Source organism: Citrobacter sp. wls829, from assembly GCF_005280825.1.
Classification (GTDB): domain Bacteria; phylum Pseudomonadota; class Gammaproteobacteria; order Enterobacterales; family Enterobacteriaceae; genus Citrobacter; species Citrobacter gillenii.
Genome location: NZ_SZWP01000052.1, coordinates 145,093 through 162,223 on the forward strand (window position 1 = coordinate 145,093; position 17,131 = coordinate 162,223).

General features: G+C 53.9%; 13 protein-coding genes. 12 read left to right on the plus strand and 1 reads right to left on the minus strand.

Annotated elements, in window-relative coordinates; all coding sequences use genetic code 11:
* The first annotated feature begins 39 nt into the window (after positions 1 to 39).
* The 8 genes from ihfB (at position 40) to FDW88_RS08515 (ending at position 8,876) form a co-directional block, all read left to right on the plus strand.
* Complete coding sequence (gene ihfB, locus FDW88_RS08480; RefSeq protein WP_003035780.1) at positions 40 to 324, plus strand: integration host factor subunit beta; 285 nt, start codon at positions 40 to 42, stop codon at positions 322 to 324.
* Positions 325 to 530: 206 nt separating this feature from the next.
* Positions 531 to 2,795: a ComEC family protein gene (locus tag FDW88_RS08485; RefSeq protein WP_137362373.1), complete on the plus strand. Its 2,265-nt coding sequence runs from the start codon at positions 531 to 533 to the stop codon at positions 2,793 to 2,795.
* Between the two features lie 36 nt (positions 2,796 to 2,831).
* Positions 2,832 to 4,580, plus strand: coding sequence for a lipid A ABC transporter ATP-binding protein/permease MsbA (gene msbA / locus FDW88_RS08490; RefSeq protein ID WP_117341713.1), 1,749 nt, complete (start codon positions 2,832 to 2,834; stop codon positions 4,578 to 4,580).
* A complete protein-coding gene (lpxK, locus tag FDW88_RS08495; protein WP_137362374.1) occupies positions 4,577 to 5,554 on the plus strand; it encodes a tetraacyldisaccharide 4'-kinase in 978 nt (325 codons plus the stop codon). The genes msbA and lpxK overlap by 4 nt, the downstream gene beginning before the upstream one ends.
* A 41-nt stretch (positions 5,555 to 5,595) precedes the next feature.
* Positions 5,596 to 6,828 (plus strand): winged helix-turn-helix domain-containing protein, encoded by a 1,233-nt coding sequence (locus tag FDW88_RS08500; protein ID WP_137362375.1) that lies wholly within the window; start codon positions 5,596 to 5,598, stop codon positions 6,826 to 6,828.
* A gap of 51 nt (positions 6,829 to 6,879) precedes the next feature.
* Complete coding sequence (gene ycaR / locus FDW88_RS08505; RefSeq protein WP_096757674.1) at positions 6,880 to 7,062, plus strand: protein YcaR; 183 nt, start codon at positions 6,880 to 6,882, stop codon at positions 7,060 to 7,062.
* Positions 7,059 to 7,805 (plus strand): 3-deoxy-manno-octulosonate cytidylyltransferase, encoded by a 747-nt coding sequence (gene kdsB, locus FDW88_RS08510; RefSeq protein WP_117341716.1) that lies wholly within the window; start codon positions 7,059 to 7,061, stop codon positions 7,803 to 7,805. The genes ycaR and kdsB overlap by 4 nt, the downstream gene beginning before the upstream one ends.
* 177 nt (positions 7,806 to 7,982) lie before the next feature.
* Positions 7,983 to 8,876 (plus strand): YcbJ family phosphotransferase, encoded by an 894-nt coding sequence (locus FDW88_RS08515; protein WP_096757672.1) that lies wholly within the window; start codon positions 7,983 to 7,985, stop codon positions 8,874 to 8,876.
* On the opposite strand, the gene elyC is transcribed toward FDW88_RS08515, so the two are convergent.
* Positions 8,853 to 9,632, minus strand: a complete 780-nt coding sequence (gene elyC, locus FDW88_RS08520) for an envelope biogenesis factor ElyC (protein ID WP_137362376.1) — start codon at positions 9,630 to 9,632, stop codon at positions 8,853 to 8,855. The genes FDW88_RS08515 and elyC overlap by 24 nt on opposite strands.
* 135 nt (positions 9,633 to 9,767) lie before the next feature.
* On the opposite strand from elyC, the gene cmoM reads away from it, so the two are divergent.
* Genes cmoM through mukB form a run of 4 tightly spaced genes read left to right on the plus strand, consistent with a single transcriptional unit; the run spans position 9,768 to position 17,018 of the window.
* Positions 9,768 to 10,547 carry a tRNA uridine 5-oxyacetic acid(34) methyltransferase CmoM gene (gene cmoM, locus FDW88_RS08525; RefSeq protein ID WP_096757669.1) on the plus strand — a complete coding sequence of 260 codons (780 nt, stop codon included), beginning with the start codon at positions 9,768 to 9,770 and terminating at the stop codon, positions 10,545 to 10,547.
* A gap of 3 nt (positions 10,548 to 10,550) precedes the next feature.
* Positions 10,551 to 11,873, plus strand: a complete 1,323-nt coding sequence (mukF, locus tag FDW88_RS08530) for a chromosome partition protein MukF (RefSeq protein WP_137362377.1) — start codon at positions 10,551 to 10,553, stop codon at positions 11,871 to 11,873.
* Positions 11,854 to 12,558 carry a chromosome partition protein MukE gene (mukE, locus tag FDW88_RS08535; protein WP_137362378.1) on the plus strand — a complete coding sequence of 235 codons (705 nt, stop codon included), beginning with the start codon at positions 11,854 to 11,856 and terminating at the stop codon, positions 12,556 to 12,558. Before mukF ends, mukE begins: the two co-directional genes overlap by 20 nt.
* Entirely contained in the window at positions 12,558 to 17,018 is a 4,461-nt protein-coding gene (gene mukB / locus FDW88_RS08540; RefSeq protein WP_137362379.1) for a chromosome partition protein MukB, read from the plus strand. The genes mukE and mukB overlap by 1 nt, the downstream gene beginning before the upstream one ends.
* The last annotated feature ends 113 nt before the right edge of the window (positions 17,019 to 17,131 follow it).

Sequence of the window (17,131 nt, forward strand, 5' to 3'; positions counted from 1 at the left end):
TGCAGCAGCTAATTTTGCCTTTAAGGAACCGGAGGAATCATGACCAAGTCAGAATTGATCGAAAGACTTGCAACCCAGCAGCCTCACATTCCCGCGAAAGCGGTTGAAGACGCGGTAAAAGAGATGCTGGAACATATGGCCTCGACTCTGGCGCAGGGCGAGCGTATTGAAATCCGCGGTTTCGGTAGTTTTTCTCTGCATTACCGCGCACCACGTACCGGACGTAATCCGAAGACTGGCGATAAAGTGGATCTGGAAGGAAAATATGTTCCGCACTTTAAACCGGGTAAAGAGCTGCGCGATCGCGCCAATATTTACGGCTAAGTTTTTCACAAAACTTAACGTCGAGAAAAGCACCTGTAGGGGTGCTTTTTTCATTTCTGCTTGCCCATATTGGAACCCGCCTCTCAGTTAAATTGCACATTACATCCTTCGCGTAATAACAGCAGAACACACGCCGGAAAACGAAAAATTGCTGCCAGACAACCGCTGCGTTGTCCTGCACACTTCCTGTAACAGGGAGGTGTTTTGTGAAAATAACAACGGTCAGCTCGTGTGCATTGTGCGGTATTCTCCCGCTTACGGTATTACCCTCACTGCCCGAAATGCTGTACGTCAGCGGCCTGTTTTGCCTGGCGTGTGTGCTCTGTCTTATTCCGCACAAGTATCTGCATTATGCCGGGTTAACGCTGTTGTTCTTTCTCTGGGGAATACTGGCGGCGAAAGACGCTACCTGGGCGGGCAATACGCTCCCTGCTAACACTCAACAGGCCATAGTACAAATAACCGGCACTGACCATATGACCACGCACTATGGACAGATTACCCACCTGCAAGGGAGACGAATATTTCCGGCGCAGGGGATCGTACTGTATGGACAATACTTGCCTGGTGAGGTTTGTGCGGGTCAGAAATGGGCAATGACGCTTAAGGTTCGCGCGGTACACGGCCAATTAAATGAAGGGGGATTTGATAGCCAGCGCTATGCGTTAGCACAGCATCAACCGCTGACGGGACGCTTCCTGCAGGCAAGTGTCATTTCGCCACAGTGTAGCCTGCGTGCCCGTTATCTCTCTTCGTTGAATACAACGTTATCCGCTTATCCCTGGCAGCAGGTGATACTGGGCCTGGGAATGGGGGAGCGACTCTCTGTTTCGCAAGAGGTGAAAACCATTATGCGCGACACCGGAACGGCGCATTTGATGGCTATTTCCGGGCTACATATTGCCTTTGCCGCGCTTTTAGCCGCCGGGCTAATTCGCGGTGGGCAATTTTTTATGCCAACCCGCTGGATCGCCTGGCAGGTTCCGCTGGTGGGCGGAATCGCCTGTGCGACGTTTTATGCATGGTTAACAGGGCTACAGCCTCCCGCATTACGCACCGTGGTTGCACTGATTGTCTGGGGTGCGCTTAAACTGAGCGGGCGGCAGTGGAGTGGGTGGGCTGTCTGGACATGCTGTCTGGCTGCAATTGTGATGGTTGATCCCGTTGCTGTTCTCTCACAAAGCCTGTGGTTGTCCGCGTTTGCCGTTGCGGCACTGATATTCTGGTATCAATGGTTTCCACTGCCCGAATGGTCACTCTCCCGTGTGGGACGCGTAGTTCTCGAGCTGGCGCATCTCCAGTTAGGTATCACGCTCCTGCTTCTGCCAGTGCAAATCGCCCTGTTTCACGGTATCAGCCTGACCTCATTTCTGGCCAATTTGTTTGCCGTACCGTTGGTCACGTTTGTTTCTGTCCCGCTGATACTCGCGGGTATGATTGTGCACTTAACCGGGCCGCTGGTTGTCGAGACCGGGTGCTGGTATCTGGCCGATCGTTCGCTGGCACTCTTATTCTGGGCGCTCAATAGTCTGCCAGAAGGTTGGATCAACATTGACCAACGCTGGCAATGGCTTTCGTTATCGCCTTGGGCGATGCTCGTTGCATGGCGACTGAATGCATGGCGTACCTTACCGGTGGTCTGCATTTCGGCAGTGCTTTTGTTGAGCTTGCCATTCTGGCGACCTGCGCGAACGCAAGTGTGGCAGGTGTATATGCTGGATGTTGGGCAAGGACTGGCAATGGTCATCACCCGTAATGGTAAAGCGATCCTCTACGATACCGGGCTGGCATGGCCTGGGGGTGATAGCGCACAGCAGTTGATCATCCCCTGGTTACGCTGGCACAACCTGACACCTGAAGGGATCGTGTTGAGCCATGAACATCTGGACCACCGGGGGGGAATGGACTCGTTACTGAAAACCTGGCCAGCATTGTGGGTGAGAAGCCCGCTAGGATGGAAAGGCCATTTACCCTGTTTTCGCGGCGAGAGCTGGCAATGGCAGGGATTAACGTTCAGCGCTCACTGGCCGCTCCGTGGGACTAACGATCGGGGGAATAACCATTCCTGTGTGGTGAGAGTTGACGACGGCAAGCGCAGTTTTCTGCTGACCGGTGATATTGAATCTCCTGCAGAACAAAAAATGCTAAGTCATTACTGGCAGCATCTGCAGTCCACTTTTATTCAGGTACCGCATCATGGCAGCAATACTTCATCGTCATTAGCGTTTGTTCAGCGGGTTGCTGGGCAGGTGGCGGTAGCCTCAGCTTCACGCTATAACGCCTGGCGTCTGCCTTCCTGGAAAGTGAAGCAACGCTATCAGCAGCAGAGTTACCAATGGCTGGACACGCCTCATCAGGGGCAGGTTACACTGGACTTTTTCCCGGAAAATTGGCGGATACGCAGTTTGCGGGATCAGATTTTACCTCGTTGGTATCATCAGTGGTTTGGCGTGCCGGAGGATAACGGGTAGAATATGCGGCTATTCTAACAAATGCTGGTTTTTTGAATGCATAACGATAAAGATCTCTCTACGTGGCAGACGTTTCGCCGACTATGGCCGACCATAGCGCCTTTTAAATCGGGTCTGATCGTGGCGGGTATAGCGTTAGTCCTGAACGCGGCCAGCGATACCTTCATGCTATCGCTCCTTAAACCATTACTGGATGATGGTTTTGGTAAAACAGATCGCTCGGTGCTGATGTGGATGCCACTGGTGGTCATTGGACTGATGGTAGTACGTGGCTTAACCAGCTATGTCTCCAGCTACTGTATTTCCTGGGTGTCAGGCAAAGTGGTGATGACCATGCGCCGCCGCCTGTTTGGTCATATGATGGGCATGCCCGTCGCCTTTTTTGATAAACAGTCAACCGGTACGTTACTGTCTCGTATTACCTATGATTCAGAACAGGTTGCGTCATCGTCTTCGGGCGCACTGATCACCGTAGTGCGTGAAGGGGCCTCGATTATTGGCCTGTTTATCATGATGTTTTATTACAGCTGGCAGCTGTCATTAATTCTGATTGTGCTGGCACCCATTGTGTCGATTGCGATCCGCGTGGTTTCCAAGCGTTTCCGTAGCATCAGCAAGAATATGCAAAACACTATGGGGCAAGTGACGACCAGTGCGGAGCAGATGCTGAAAGGCCACAAAGAAGTCTTGATTTTTGGTGGTCAGGAAGTCGAAACCAAACGTTTTGATAAAGTCAGTAACAAGATGCGTTTACAGGGCATGAAGATGGTTTCCGCGTCTTCTATCTCCGATCCAATCATTCAGTTGATTGCGTCGTTGGCGCTGGCTTTCGTATTGTATGCAGCCAGTTTCCCCAGCGTCATGGAAAACCTGACGGCAGGGACCATCACGGTGGTCTTCTCCTCAATGATCGCTCTGATGCGTCCACTGAAGTCTCTGACTAACGTCAACGCCCAGTTCCAACGTGGTATGGCGGCGTGCCAGACCTTGTTCACTATTCTGGATAGCGAACAGGAAAAAGACGAAGGTAAACGCGTTATCGAACGTGCGACCGGCGATTTAGAGTTCCGTAACGTCACCTTTACCTATCCGGGTCGTGAAGTGCCTGCACTGCGTAACATCAACCTGCATATTCCGGCAGGAAAAACCGTTGCGCTGGTTGGGCGTTCAGGTTCAGGTAAATCCACCATCGCCAGTCTGATTACGCGCTTCTATGACATTGATGAAGGGCAAATTCTGATGGATGGACACGATCTGCGTGAATATACCCTGGCGTCCTTGCGCGATCAGGTTGCGCTGGTCTCGCAGAACGTGCACCTGTTTAACGACACGGTTGCCAATAACATCGCTTACGCACGTACGGATATCTACAGCCGCGAACAGATTGAAGAAGCGGCGCGTATGGCCTACGCCATGGACTTCATCAACAAGATGGATGATGGTCTGGATACGGTCATCGGCGAGAACGGCGTGTTGCTTTCCGGCGGTCAGCGCCAGCGTATTGCTATCGCCCGAGCCTTACTACGCGACAGCCCGATTCTGATCCTGGATGAAGCGACGTCGGCGCTGGATACCGAATCCGAACGCGCTATCCAGGCGGCTCTTGATGAACTGCAGAAAAACCGCACCTCGCTGGTCATTGCGCACCGTCTTTCGACCATCGAACAGGCGGACGAGATTGTCGTTGTGGAAGATGGGCTGATTGTTGAGCGCGGCACCCATAGTGAACTGCTCGAACAGCGCGGTGTGTATGCGCAATTACACAAAATGCAATTTGGTCAATGATCGCGCGTATCTGGTCCGGTGAATCGCCGCTGTGGCGGTTGTTACTTCCGCTCTCCTGGCTATATGGTCTGGTGAGCGGGGTGATCCGCTTATGCTATACGCTTGGGCTTAAACGTGCATGGCGCGCACCGGTGCCGGTTGTAGTAGTTGGAAACCTTACAGCTGGCGGCAATGGTAAAACGCCAGTCGTTATTTGGTTGGTTGAACACCTGCAGCAACGCGGCATTCGTGTGGGCGTAGTTTCTCGCGGCTATGGCGGAAAAGCGCAGGCGTACCCGCTGTTGCTGACGGCGGACACCACGACGGCAGAAGCGGGCGATGAACCGGTACTGATCTTCCAGCGTACCGGCGTGCCGGTTGCTGTTTCTCCGGTAAGAGCCGATGCGGTAAAAGCCATTCTTGCTCATCATGACGTGCAGATTATCGTCACGGACGATGGTCTGCAGCATTATGCCCTGGCGCGCGATGTTGAAATCGTGGTGATTGACGGTGAACGTCGGTTTGGCAACGGCTGGTGGCTTCCCGCGGGGCCTATGCGGGAGCGAGCGGATCGGCTTAAATCGGTGGATGCGGCTATCGTCAACGGTGGTATTCCACAGGCGGGAGAAATTCCGATGCGCCTTGAGCCGGGGCTGGCCGTTAATTTACGCACCGGCGAGCGCTGCGACGTTGCGCTGTTACCCAATATTGTTGCTATGGCTGGGATTGGCCATCCCCCGCGTTTCTTTGCCACCCTGGCGGCATGCGGGGCTAACCCACAGAAATGTGTCCCATTGGCAGACCATCAGTCTCTGACCTACAGTGACGTCAGTGCATTATTAGTTGCCGGACAAACGCTGGTGATGACGGAAAAAGACGCGGTGAAATGTCGCGCCTTTGCCGAGGATAACTGGTGGTACCTCCCTGTTGATGCGCATCTGTCGGGTGACCAGCCTGACGTATTACTTGATAGATTAACCTCGCTGGCTCGTTAACGGTTTCACGCTGCGGCAGCGACTGATTGATGAGGTTATCCATGTCGTTGCCGCACCTTTCCCTGACGGATGCTCGTCATCTTCACCTGGCAGCACAGGGCCTGCTGAAAAAAACACGTCGTCGGGCGACCCCGGCAGATATTCTCGCGACCATTACGCGCATGTCTTTACTGCAAATAGACACCATTAATATTGTCGCGCGTAGCCCTTATCTGGTGCTGTTCAGTCGCCTGGGCGACTATTCCCCGCAGTGGCTGGATGACTCGCTACTACGTGGCGAGTTGATGGAATATTGGGCGCATGAGGCGTGCTTCTTACCGCGCAGCGACTTTATGCTGATTCGCCATCGTATGCTTGCCCCAGAGAATATGGGCTGGAAGTACAAAGCCGCCTGGATGCATGAGCATGTCCATGAGATTGAACAATTGCTTCATCACATTCAGCAAAATGGACCGGTGCGTTCAGCCGATTTTGAGCATCCGCGCAAGGGAACCAGCGGGTGGTGGGAATGGAAGCCGCAGAAACGTCATCTTGAAGGACTGTTCACCGCCGGTAGGGTGATGGTGGTGGAGCGGCGTAATTTCCAGCGGGTCTATGATGTAACGCATCGGGTTATGCCGTACTGGGATGATGAACGAGACTTGCTTTCGCAGACGCAAGCGGAAACGGCCATGCTGGACAACAGTGCGCGCAGCCTCGGTATTTTCCGCGAACCGTGGCTGGCGGACTACTATCGATTGAAGCGTCCAGAACTCAAAAACTGGCGTGATGTGCGCGCAGAGCAACGGAAAATCATCCCTGTCGATGTCGAAAGGTTGGGGCCTATGTGGCTCCATAGCGATCTTCTACCATTGCTTGAACAGGCAAAGGCGGGCAAATTAACAGCCACCCACAGTGCTGTGTTATCTCCCTTTGACCCGGTGGTCTGGGATCGTAAACGCGCGGAGCAGTTGTTTGATTTTAACTATCGGCTGGAGTGCTATACGCCAGCGCCGAAACGGCAGTACGGCTATTTTGTTTTGCCTTTGCTGCATCGTGGGCAACTGGTGGGCCGTATGGATGCTAAAATGCACCGTAAAACGGGCGTGCTGGAGATTATCTCACTATGGTTGCAGGATGGCGTCAAATCGGGAATTACCCTGCAAAGGGGCGTGTTCCAGGCCATCGATGATTTTGCGCGCTGGCAACAGGCGACACGCGTTACGCTGGGACGCTATCCTGACAGTTTATTTGTCGACTACCGTGATGGCTGGGAAATAGCCCCAGCCCGCTAAACGAATATGTTAATATTTACGGATTCACAATCCGGTCCATCTGGAGGAACTATGGATCATCGTCTGCTTGAAATTATTGCCTGCCCGGTATGCAATGGAAAACTCTGGTACAACCAGGAAAAACAGGAACTTATTTGTAAGCCGGATAACCTGGCGTTCCCACTGCGAGACGGTATTCCCGTGTTGCTGGAAACGGAAGCTCGCGCCCTGACGGCGGATGAGAGTAAATCATGAGTTTTGTGGTCATTATTCCCGCGCGCTATGCGTCTACGCGCCTGCCCGGTAAGCCACTGCTGGATATCAACGGCAAACCGATGATCGTGCATGTTCTGGAGCGTGCGCGCGAGTCCGGTGCCGATCGCATTATTGTTGCTACCGATCATGAAGATGTTGCTCGCGCAGTCGAAGCGGTGGGTGGAGAAGTGTGCATGACGCGCGCCGATCACCAGTCCGGAACGGAGCGCCTGGCGGAAGTCGTCGAGAAATGTGGTTTTAGCGACGATACCGTTATTGTGAACGTGCAGGGTGATGAGCCGATGATCCCGGCGGTCATTATTCGGCAGGTAGCAGAGAACCTGGCGCAGCGGCAGGTCGGTATGGCAACGCTTGCCGCGCCGATCCACACCACGGAAGAAGCCTTTAATCCTAATGCGGTAAAAGTGGTACTGGATTCGGAAGGTTATGCGCTCTATTTCTCACGGGCAACTATTCCCTGGGATCGCGATCGTTTTGCCAAAAGTCTTGAAACCGTCGGTGATACTTTCCTGCGTCACCTGGGGATTTATGGCTATCGCGCCGGTTTTATCCGTCGCTATGTTAATTGGCAGCCGAGCCCGCTTGAGCATATTGAAATGCTGGAGCAGCTCCGCGTGCTGTGGTACGGCGAAAAAATTCACGTTGCTGTGGCAAAAGAAGTACCCGGCACAGGTGTTGATACCGCCGAAGATCTCGAGCGCGTTCGCGCCGAAATGCGTTAGTTTTTCTAATCACACTCCCCTCACTACAGATTGATATCTGACGAGTATTAGTGGGAGGAGTGTCGTATCTTGATTCTTTTCTTCCACTTTTCTGTTCATCAATTGATCTCATCCGGGTGACATCCGTCTGCACGACGCTCATTATGAAAGCAGTCGCATTTATGAGGGCCATCTGAAATGGAACAGTTGCGTGCCGAACTCAGTCATTTACTGGGTGAAAAACTCAGTCGTATAGAATGCGTGAATGAAAAAGCGGATACAGCGCTGTGGGCATTGTATGACAGCCAGGGAAACCCGATGCCGCTGATGGCGAGAAGTTTCACTACGCCGGGTATGGCACAGCAGCTGGCATGGAAAACGTCCATGCTGGCGCGCAGTGGTACGGTACGTATGCCGGTCATTTATGGTGTCCTGACGCACGAGGAACATCCTGGCCCGGACGTGCTGCTACTTGAGCGCTTACGCGGCGTGCCGGTGGAAGCACCTGCCAGAACGCCCGAGCGTTGGGAACATTTAAAAGATCAGATTGTAGAAGGTATGCTGTCATGGCATCGCCAGGACAGTCGCGGATGTGTTGGTGAGGTGGATAATACCCAGGAAAATTTCTGGCCATCCTGGTATCGTCAACGTGTGGAGGTGTTGTGGAGCACCCTCAACCAGTTCAGCAATACCGGGTTAACGATGCAGGACAAACGGATTTTGTTTCGTACCCGAGAGTGCCTGCCCAGCCTGTTCGAAGGTTTTAACGATAACTGCGTTCTGATCCACGGCAATTTCAGTTTGCGCAGTATGCTCAAAGATGCTCGTAGCGATCAGCTCCTGGCAATGGTCGGGCCGGGGTTAATGCTCTGGGCGCCAAGAGAGTTTGAGCTGTTCCGGCTGATGGATAATGCGCTGGCGGAAAGCCTGTTGTGGCAATATCTGCAACGCGCGCCCGTGGCGGAGTCGTTCATCTGGCGACGCTGGCTGTATGTGTTGTGGGATGAAGTCGCCCAGTTGGTCAATACCGGGCGTTTCAGTCGGTCTAACTTTGATCTGGCAACCAAATCACTGTTGCCCTGGCTCGCCTGATGAGCCCTTCAACCACTGCCAGATCCTTCCCAGCGTTTCGTAGCCGACGCGATCGCTGTGCATCAGCCAGACGGGGGACGGAATGGCGCGCTCCCACGGGTTCAGCGGAGAGTCTATCGCCAGTTGATTAGCGGGTGCTGGTAGCGGATGCAGTCCGGCCAGCTGGAAGAAGATCATCGCGCGCGGTAAATGTGATGCGGAGGTCACCAGCAGGAATGGCGCGTCACCGATTGTTTTTTTCACTGCGGCGGCTTCTTCTTCGGTATCTTTAGGTTCATCCAGGGTAATTATCTCACTGCGGGGAACCCCCAGCGACCGCGCCACGCGGGCACCAACTTCCGCAGCGCTGACGGTATTGGTTTTTGCCACGCCGCCGGTGAAGATCAGCTTCGATCCCGGATTAGCTCGCCACAGGCGCAGACCTTCATTGAGGCGCGGAAGGCTATTATTGATTAGATTTGAACTCGGCGCCCATTGCGGGTTCCAGGTATAACCTCCGCCCAGTACCACAACGAACTCGACTTTCTGCGTATCCTGCCAGGTGGGATAGGTATCCTCAATCGGTTTTAGCAGACTATCGGCGACGGGCTGCAAGCTGAGCAGCAAAAGTGCCAGCCAGCTAAGGCTAATACACACTTTCCCTGTTTTCTGAAAGCGACTAAACCACACTAGCGCCAGCCCTATCCCCATCACCAGCAGCATCAACGGAAGCGGCAGCATCATACCGCCAATCACTTTCTTCAGTGTAAAAAGCATCCTTTTTGGTTCCTTTTTTAACCATACAGCAGAAGATCAGCAGGGATATTACACCAGAAAGGTTCATTCTCGGCGTGGGTGTGACAAAATAGCGGTTTTACTTAGTCACCCTTAAGCCAGCATGTGGAGCGAGCGATGCGGGATCGCAATTTTGATGATATTGCCGAGAAGTTTTCCCGTAACATTTACGGTACCACCAAAGGTCAGCTTCGTCAGACGATCCTCTGGCAGGATCTGGACACGCTGCTTGCCGACTACGCGGGCCAAACGTTGCGTGTGCTTGATGCGGGTGGCGGAGAAGGGCAGACAGCCATTCTGATGGCGCAGCGGGGCCATCACGTCACCTTGTGCGATCTTTCTGCTGAAATGGTGGCGCGAGCGCAACGGGCGGCAGAAGAGCAAGGTGTGAGCGACAACATGCATTTTATACATTGTGCCGCTCAGGACATTCCGCAGCATTTGGATTCTCAGGTTGATCTGATATTGTTTCATGCTGTGCTGGAATGGGTGGCTGACCCGCAAGCTGTCTTAAAAACACTGTGGTCGATGTTACGCCCGGGCGGTGCTTTATCGCTGATGTTCTACAATGCAAACGGTCTGTTGATGCGTAATGTGTTGGTCGGTAATTTCGGCTATGTACAGCAGGGAATGTATAAAAAGAAACGGCGCACGTTGTCTCCCGATTTCCCGCGCGACCCTCAGCAAGTCTATGGCTGGCTGGAGGAGATCGGCTGGGAGATAACCGGTAAAACGGGCGTAAGGGTGTTTCATGATTATCTGCGTGATAAACAAAAACAGCATGACTGTTTTGACGCTTTAACAGAAATAGAAACGCGCTATTGTCGCCAGGAGCCGTTTATCAGCCTTGGGCGTTATATTCATGTCACCGCGCGCAAACCGCAGATGCAAGGATAACCTATGAGTGAATTTTCCCAGACAGTCCCCGAACTGGTTGCCTGGGCCAGAAAAAATGACTTTTCCATCTCTCTGCCGGTAGACAGACTTTCTTTTCTGCTGGCTGTGGCTACGCTGAACGGTGAGCGGCTTGACGGTGAGATGAGTGAAGGCGAACTGGTGGATGCATTCCGCCATGTCAGTGATGCGTTTGAGCAAACCAGCGAAACCATCGGCGTGCGCGCCAACAACGCGATCAACGATATGGTGCGTCAACGTCTGCTGAACCGCTTTACCAGCGAGCAGGCTGAAGGAAACGCCATTTATCGTCTGACGCCATTGGGGATGGGCATCACCGATTATTACATCCGCCAGCGTGAGTTCTCGACGCTGCGCCTTTCCATGCAGCTCTCAATTGTGGCTGGGGAACTGAAGCGCGCGGCAGATGCGGCCGAAGAAGGCGGCGATGAGTTCCACTGGCACCGCAATGTGTACGCACCGCTGAAATATTCGGTGGCGGAAATCTTCGACAGCATCGACCTGACGCAGCGCATTATGGATGAGCAGCAGCAGCAGGTGAAAGACGACATTGCCCAATTGCTGAATAAAGACTGGCGGGCGGCGATTTCCAGCTGCGAAATGCTGCTGTCTGAAACCTCCGGCACGCTGCGTGAACTGCAGGACACGCTGGAAGCAGCGGGGGATAAGCTACAGGCTAACCTGCTGCGTATTCAGGACTCCACCATGACCCATGACGATCTGCATTTCGTTGACCGTCTGGTGTTCGACTTACAGAGCAAGCTTGACCGTATTATAAGCTGGGGTCAGCAATCCATCGATCTGTGGATCGGCTACGATCGCCACGTGCATAAATTCATCCGTACCGCGATTGATATGGATAAAAACCGCGTCTTTGCTCAGCGTTTGCGCCAGTCTGTCCAGACTTACTTTGACGATCCGTGGGCGTTGACCTATGCCAATGCCGATCGTCTGCTGGACATGCGTGACGAAGAGATGGTGTTGCGTGATGAAGAGGTCACTGGGGAACTGCCGCCGGACCTTGAGTATGAAGAATTTAACGAGATCCGTGAACAGCTGGCAGCGATCATCGAAGAACAGTTGGCTATCTATAAATCCAGACAAACGCCACTGGATCTCGGTTTGGTAGTGCGCGAGTATCTGGCGCAATATCCGCGCGCGCGTCACTTCGACGTTGCGCGTATTGTTATCGATCAGGCGGTACGCCTTGGCGTAGCGCAAGCAGATTTCACCGGACTGCCAGCCAAATGGCAGCCGATTAATGATTACGGAGCCAAGGTACAGGCGCATGTCATTGACAAATATTGAAAAAGTGATGCCGGTTAAGCTGGCGCAGGCGCTGGCGAATCCGTTATTTCCGGCGCTGGACAGCGCATTACGTTCGGGCCGACATATCGGGCTGGATGAGCTGGATAATCATGCCTTCCTGATGGACTTTCAGGAATATTTTGAAGAATTTTACAGCCGCTATAACGTGGAGCTCATTCGCGCCCCGGAGGGTTTTTTCTACCTTCGTCCGCGCTCGACCACGCTTATTCCGCGCTCAGTATTGTCTGAACTGGACATGATGGTTGGTAAAATTCTTTGCTATCTCTATCTCAGCCCGGAACGTCTGGCCAATGAAGGGATTTTTACCCAGCAAGAACTGTACGACGAACTGCTGACGTTGGCGGACGAAGCTAAATTGCTCAGGCTGGTGAATAACCGCTCCACCGGCTCGGACGTTGACCGTCAGAAGCTGCAGGAAAAAGTACGTTCTTCATTAAACCGCCTGCGCCGCTTAGGCATGGTGTGGTTTATGGGCCATGACAGTAGCAAATTCCGCATTACGGAATCGGTGTTCCGCTTTGGCGCGGATGTGCGCAGCGGTGACGATCCGCGCGAAGCGCAGCGTCGTTTAATTCGTGATGGTGAGGCGATGTCGGTCGAAAATAATCTGCAACTCAACGATGAGCCAGAAGAGAGTCAGCCGGACAGTGGAGAGGAAGAATAATGATTGAACGCGGTAAATTTCGCTCACTAACGCTGATCAACTGGAATGGTTTTTTTGCCCGCACGTTTGACCTGGATGAACTGGTTACCACGTTGTCCGGCGGGAACGGTGCCGGTAAATCCACCACTATGGCGGCATTTGTTACGGCACTGATTCCGGACTTAACCTTACTGCATTTCCGTAATACCACCGAAGCCGGTGCGACCAGCGGATCGCGTGATAAAGGCCTGCACGGTAAGCTCAAAGCGGGTGTCTGTTACTCGATGCTCGACGTCCTGAATTCGCGTCATCAACGCGTAGTGGTTGGCGTGCGCTTGCAACAGGTCGCCGGGCGCGATCGTAAAGTGGATATCAAACCGTTCGCCATTCAGGGGCTGCCGATGTCGGTGCAGCCAACCGAACTGGTCACAGAAACGTTGAACGAGCGTCAGGCGCGCGTCCTGTCTCTTGCAGAGCTGAAAGATAAGCTTGAGGAGATGGAAGGCGTCCAGTTTAAGCAATTCAACTCGATAACGGATTATCACTCGCTGATGTTCGATTTGGGCATCATCGCTCGTCGTCTGCGTTCCGCTTCCGATCGAAGCAAATTCTATCGTCTGATTGAAGCCTCGCTTTATGGCGGGATTTCCAGCGCCATCACTCGTTCGCTTCGTGACTACCTGCTGCCGGAAAACGGCGGGGTGCGTAAAGCGTTCCAGGATATGGAAGCCGCGCTGCGTGAAAACCGCATGACGCTGGAAGCCATACGCGTGACCCAGTCTGACCGCGACCTGTTTAAGCACCTGATCAGCGAAGCGACCAACTACGTGGCGGCGGATTATATGCGCCATGCCAACGAACGTCGTATTCACCTGGATAAAGCGCTGGAATATCGTCGTGAGCTGCACACGTCACGTAAACAACTGGCGGCAGAGCAGTATAAGCACGTGGATATGGCGCGTGAGCTGGGCGAGCATAATGGCGCCGAAGGCGACCTTGAAGCCGATTATCAGGCGGCCAGCGATCACCTGAATCTGGTGCAAACCGCGCTGCGTCAGCAGGAAAAAATTGAACGTTATGAAGCGGATCTCGAAGAGTTACAGATCCGTCTAGAAGAACAAAATGAAGTGGTGGCGGAAGCCGCCGATCGCCAGGAAGACAACGAAGCGCGGGCGGAAGCCGCCGAGCTGGAAGTGGATGAGCTGAAAAACCAGCTTGCCGATTATCAGCAGGCGCTGGACGTCCAGCAAACGCGTGCGATTCACTATACTCAGGCGATTCAGGCACTGAGCCGGGCCAAAGAGATCTGTCATTTACCGGATCTGACGCCAGACTCCGCAGCGGAGTGGCTGGAAACCTTCCAGGCGAAAGAGCAGGAAGCCACGGAAAAACTACTGACGCTCGAACAAAAAATGAGCGTGGCGCAAACCGCGCACAGCCAGTTCGAACAAGCCTATCAGCTGGTGGCGGCGATTAACGGCCCGCTGGCGCGCGGCGAAGCCTGGAGCGTGGCGCGTGAGCTGCTGCGTGAAGGCGTTGAGCAACGGCATCTGGCGGAGCAGGTTCAGCCGCTGCGCATGCGGCTGAGCGAGTTGGAACAGCGTCTGCGCGAACAGCAGGAGGCCGAGCGTTTGCTGGCTGAATTCTGTAAGCGTCAGGGTAAACACTTCGACATCGACGAGCTGGAAGCCCTGCACCAGGAGCTGGAAGCCCGCATCGCGTCCTTGTCTGATAGCGTGTCGTCTGCCAGCGAACAGCGTATGACTCTGCGTCAGGAGCAGGAACAGCTGCAATCCCGCATTCAGCATTTAATGCAGCGTGCCCCTGTCTGGCTGGCGGCGCAAAATAGCCTCAACCAGCTCAGCGAGCAGTGCGGTGAAGAGTTTACCTCCAGCCAGGAGGTCACCGAATATCTGCAACAACTGCTGGAGCGCGAACGCGAAGCCATTGTTGAGCGTGATGAAGTCGGCGCACGTAAAAACGCGGTAGATGAAGAGATAGAACGCTTAAGTCAGCCGGGGGGCGCAGAAGATCAGCGCCTCAACGCACTGGCCGAACGTTTTGGTGGCGTGCTGCTGTCAGAAATCTACGATGACGTCAGCCTTGAAGATGCTCCGTACTTCTCCGCGCTGTATGGCCCGTCGCGCCATGCCATCGTGGTCCCGGATCTGTCACTGGTCACCGAACAGCTGTCTGGACTGACGGATTGCCCGGAAGATCTCTATTTCATCGAAGGGGACCCGCAGTCGTTTGATGACAGCGTCTTCAGCGTGGATGAACTGGAAGGCGCGGTGGTGGTGAAAACCGCCGAGCGTCAGTGGCGTTATTCTCGCTTCCCGACGGTACCGATTTTTGGTCGCGCCGCGCGGGAAAGCCGCATAGAAACCCTGCATGCCGAACGTGAAGGGCTGTCCGAACGCTTCGCCACGCTCTCGTTTGACGTCCAGAAAACGCAACGTCTGCACCAGGCGTTTAGCCGCTTTATCGGCAGCCATCTGTCGGTGGCGTTTGAGTCCGATCCCGAGGCGGAAATTCGCCAACTGAACAGCCGCCGCGTTGAGCTGGAGCGTGCGCTGACCAATCATGAAAATGATAACCAGCAGCAACGCATGCAGTTTGAACAGGCGAAAGAGGGCGTCTCAGCCCTTAACCGCCTGTTGCCGCGTTTGAATCTGCTGGCCGACGACACCTTAGCTGATCGCGTGGACGAAATCCGCGAACGTCTGGATGAAGCCCAGGAGGCCGCGCGTTTCGTTCAGCAGCATGGTAATCAGCTTGCCAAACTGGAGCCAATGGTTTCGGTTCTGCAAAATGATCCCGAGCAGTTTGAACAGTTAAAAGAAGACTACGCATACTCGCAGCAAATGCAGCGTGACGCGCGTCAGCAGGCGTTTGCGCTGACTGAAGTCGTCCAGCGCCGCGCGCACTTTAGCTATTCCGACTCGGCAGAAATGCTCAGCGGTAACAGCGATCTGAACGAGAAGCTACGTGAACGTCTGGAGCACGCAGAAGCTGAACGTACCCGTGCTCGTGAAGCCTTGCGCAGTCATGCTGCACAGCTAAGTCAGTACAGCCAGGTAATGGCGTCGCTGAAAAGCTCGTATGACACCAAAAAAGAGCTGCTAAACGATTTACAGCGCGAGCTGCAGGATATTGGCGTTCGCGCCGACAGCGGAGCGGAAGAACGAGCGCGTATCCGTCGTGATGAGCTGCACGCGCAGCTCAGCAACAACCGTGCGCGCCGTAACCAGCTGGAAAAAGCACTGACCTTCTGCGAAGCGGAAATGGATAACCTGACCCGCAGGCTGCGTAAGCTGGAACGTGATTATTTTGAAATGCGTGAGCAGGTGGTCATGGCGAAAGCCGGATGGTGCGCCGTGATGCGCATGGTGAAAGACAATGGCGTTGAACGTCGTCTGCACCGTCGCGAGCTGGCTTATCTTTCCGGGGATGAATTACGTTCAATGTCGGATAAGGCGTTAGGTGCGCTACGTCTGGCGGTGGCGGATAACGAACACCTGCGTGACGTACTGCGCATGTCCGAAGATCCGAAGCGTCCGGAACGCAAAATCCAGTTCTTTGTGGCGGTCTACCAGCATCTGCGCGAACGTATTCGTCAGGATATTATCCGCACCGACGATCCGGTGGAAGCCATCGAGCAAATGGAAATTGAGCTTAGCCGCCTGACGGAAGAGTTAACCTCGCGTGAGCAGAAGCTGGCGATCAGCTCCCGCAGCGTGGCGAACATCATCCGTAAGACTATCCAGCGCGAGCAAAACCGTATTCGTATGCTGAACCAGGGTCTGCAAAACGTCTCCTTTGGTCAGGTTAACAGCGTTCGTCTGAACGTTAACGTGCGTGAAACCCACGCCACGTTGCTGGATGTCCTGTCCGAGCAGCACGAGCAGCACCAGGATCTGTTTAACAGTAACCGCCTGACCTTCTCGGAAGCGCTGGCGAAGCTGTATCAGCGTCTGAATCCGCAGATTGACATGGGGCAGCGCACGCCGCAAACCATTGGTGAAGAGCTACTGGACTACCGCAACTATCTGGAAATGGAAGTTGAAGTTAACCGTGGTTCAGACGGCTGGCTGCGTGCTGAGTCCGGTGCGCTGTCAACGGGTGAAGCGATCGGTACCGGGATGTCGATTCTGGTGATGGTGGTACAAAGCTGGGAGGATGAAGGACGTAGACTGCGTGGGAAAGATATTTCCCCGTGTCGTCTGCTGTTCCTTGATGAGGCCGCACGACTGGATGCACGCTCTATCGCGACCCTGTTTGAACTGTGCGAGCGTTTGCAGATGCAGCTTATTATCGCCGCGCCGGAGAACATCAGCCCGGAGAAAGGCACCACCTATAAACTGGTGCGTAAGGTCTTCCAGAATACTGAGCACGTTCATGTAGTGGGTCTGCGCGGGTTTGCACCGCAGCTTCCTGAACCGCTGCCCGGAACGGAAGATGCCTCATCGCAGGCAAGTTAAGTCAGGAAGGCGGCTAAAGGGCCGCCTTCTTCTTTTCTGAAAAGGACTCAATGCCTGGTGTAATTTCTTTATATTTCTTTACATTAGGTTAGGCAAAAACGATTTGATGTTTA

What these genes read in the sequence shown, in the direction of transcription:
- ihfB (WP_003035780.1), top strand. Translation starts at nt 40, where the DNA reads ATGACCAAGTCAGAATTGATCGAAAGACTTGCAACCCAGCAGCCTCAC.
- msbA (WP_117341713.1), top strand. Translation starts at nt 2,832, where the DNA reads ATGCATAACGATAAAGATCTCTCTACGTGGCAGACGTTTCGCCGACTA.
- lpxK (WP_137362374.1), top strand. Translation starts at nt 4,577, where the DNA reads ATGATCGCGCGTATCTGGTCCGGTGAATCGCCGCTGTGGCGGTTGTTA.
- FDW88_RS08500 (WP_137362375.1), top strand. Translation starts at nt 5,596, where the DNA reads ATGTCGTTGCCGCACCTTTCCCTGACGGATGCTCGTCATCTTCACCTG.
- ycaR (WP_096757674.1), top strand. Translation starts at nt 6,880, where the DNA reads ATGGATCATCGTCTGCTTGAAATTATTGCCTGCCCGGTATGCAATGGA.
- kdsB (WP_117341716.1), top strand. Translation starts at nt 7,059, where the DNA reads ATGAGTTTTGTGGTCATTATTCCCGCGCGCTATGCGTCTACGCGCCTG.
- FDW88_RS08515 (WP_096757672.1), top strand. Translation starts at nt 7,983, where the DNA reads ATGGAACAGTTGCGTGCCGAACTCAGTCATTTACTGGGTGAAAAACTC.
- elyC (WP_137362376.1), bottom strand. Translation starts at nt 9,632, where the DNA reads ATGCTTTTTACACTGAAGAAAGTGATTGGCGGTATGATGCTGCCGCTT.
- cmoM (WP_096757669.1), top strand. Translation starts at nt 9,768, where the DNA reads ATGCGGGATCGCAATTTTGATGATATTGCCGAGAAGTTTTCCCGTAAC.
- mukF (WP_137362377.1), top strand. Translation starts at nt 10,551, where the DNA reads ATGAGTGAATTTTCCCAGACAGTCCCCGAACTGGTTGCCTGGGCCAGA.
- mukE (WP_137362378.1), top strand. Translation starts at nt 11,854, where the DNA reads ATGTCATTGACAAATATTGAAAAAGTGATGCCGGTTAAGCTGGCGCAG.
- mukB (WP_137362379.1), top strand. Translation starts at nt 12,558, where the DNA reads ATGATTGAACGCGGTAAATTTCGCTCACTAACGCTGATCAACTGGAAT.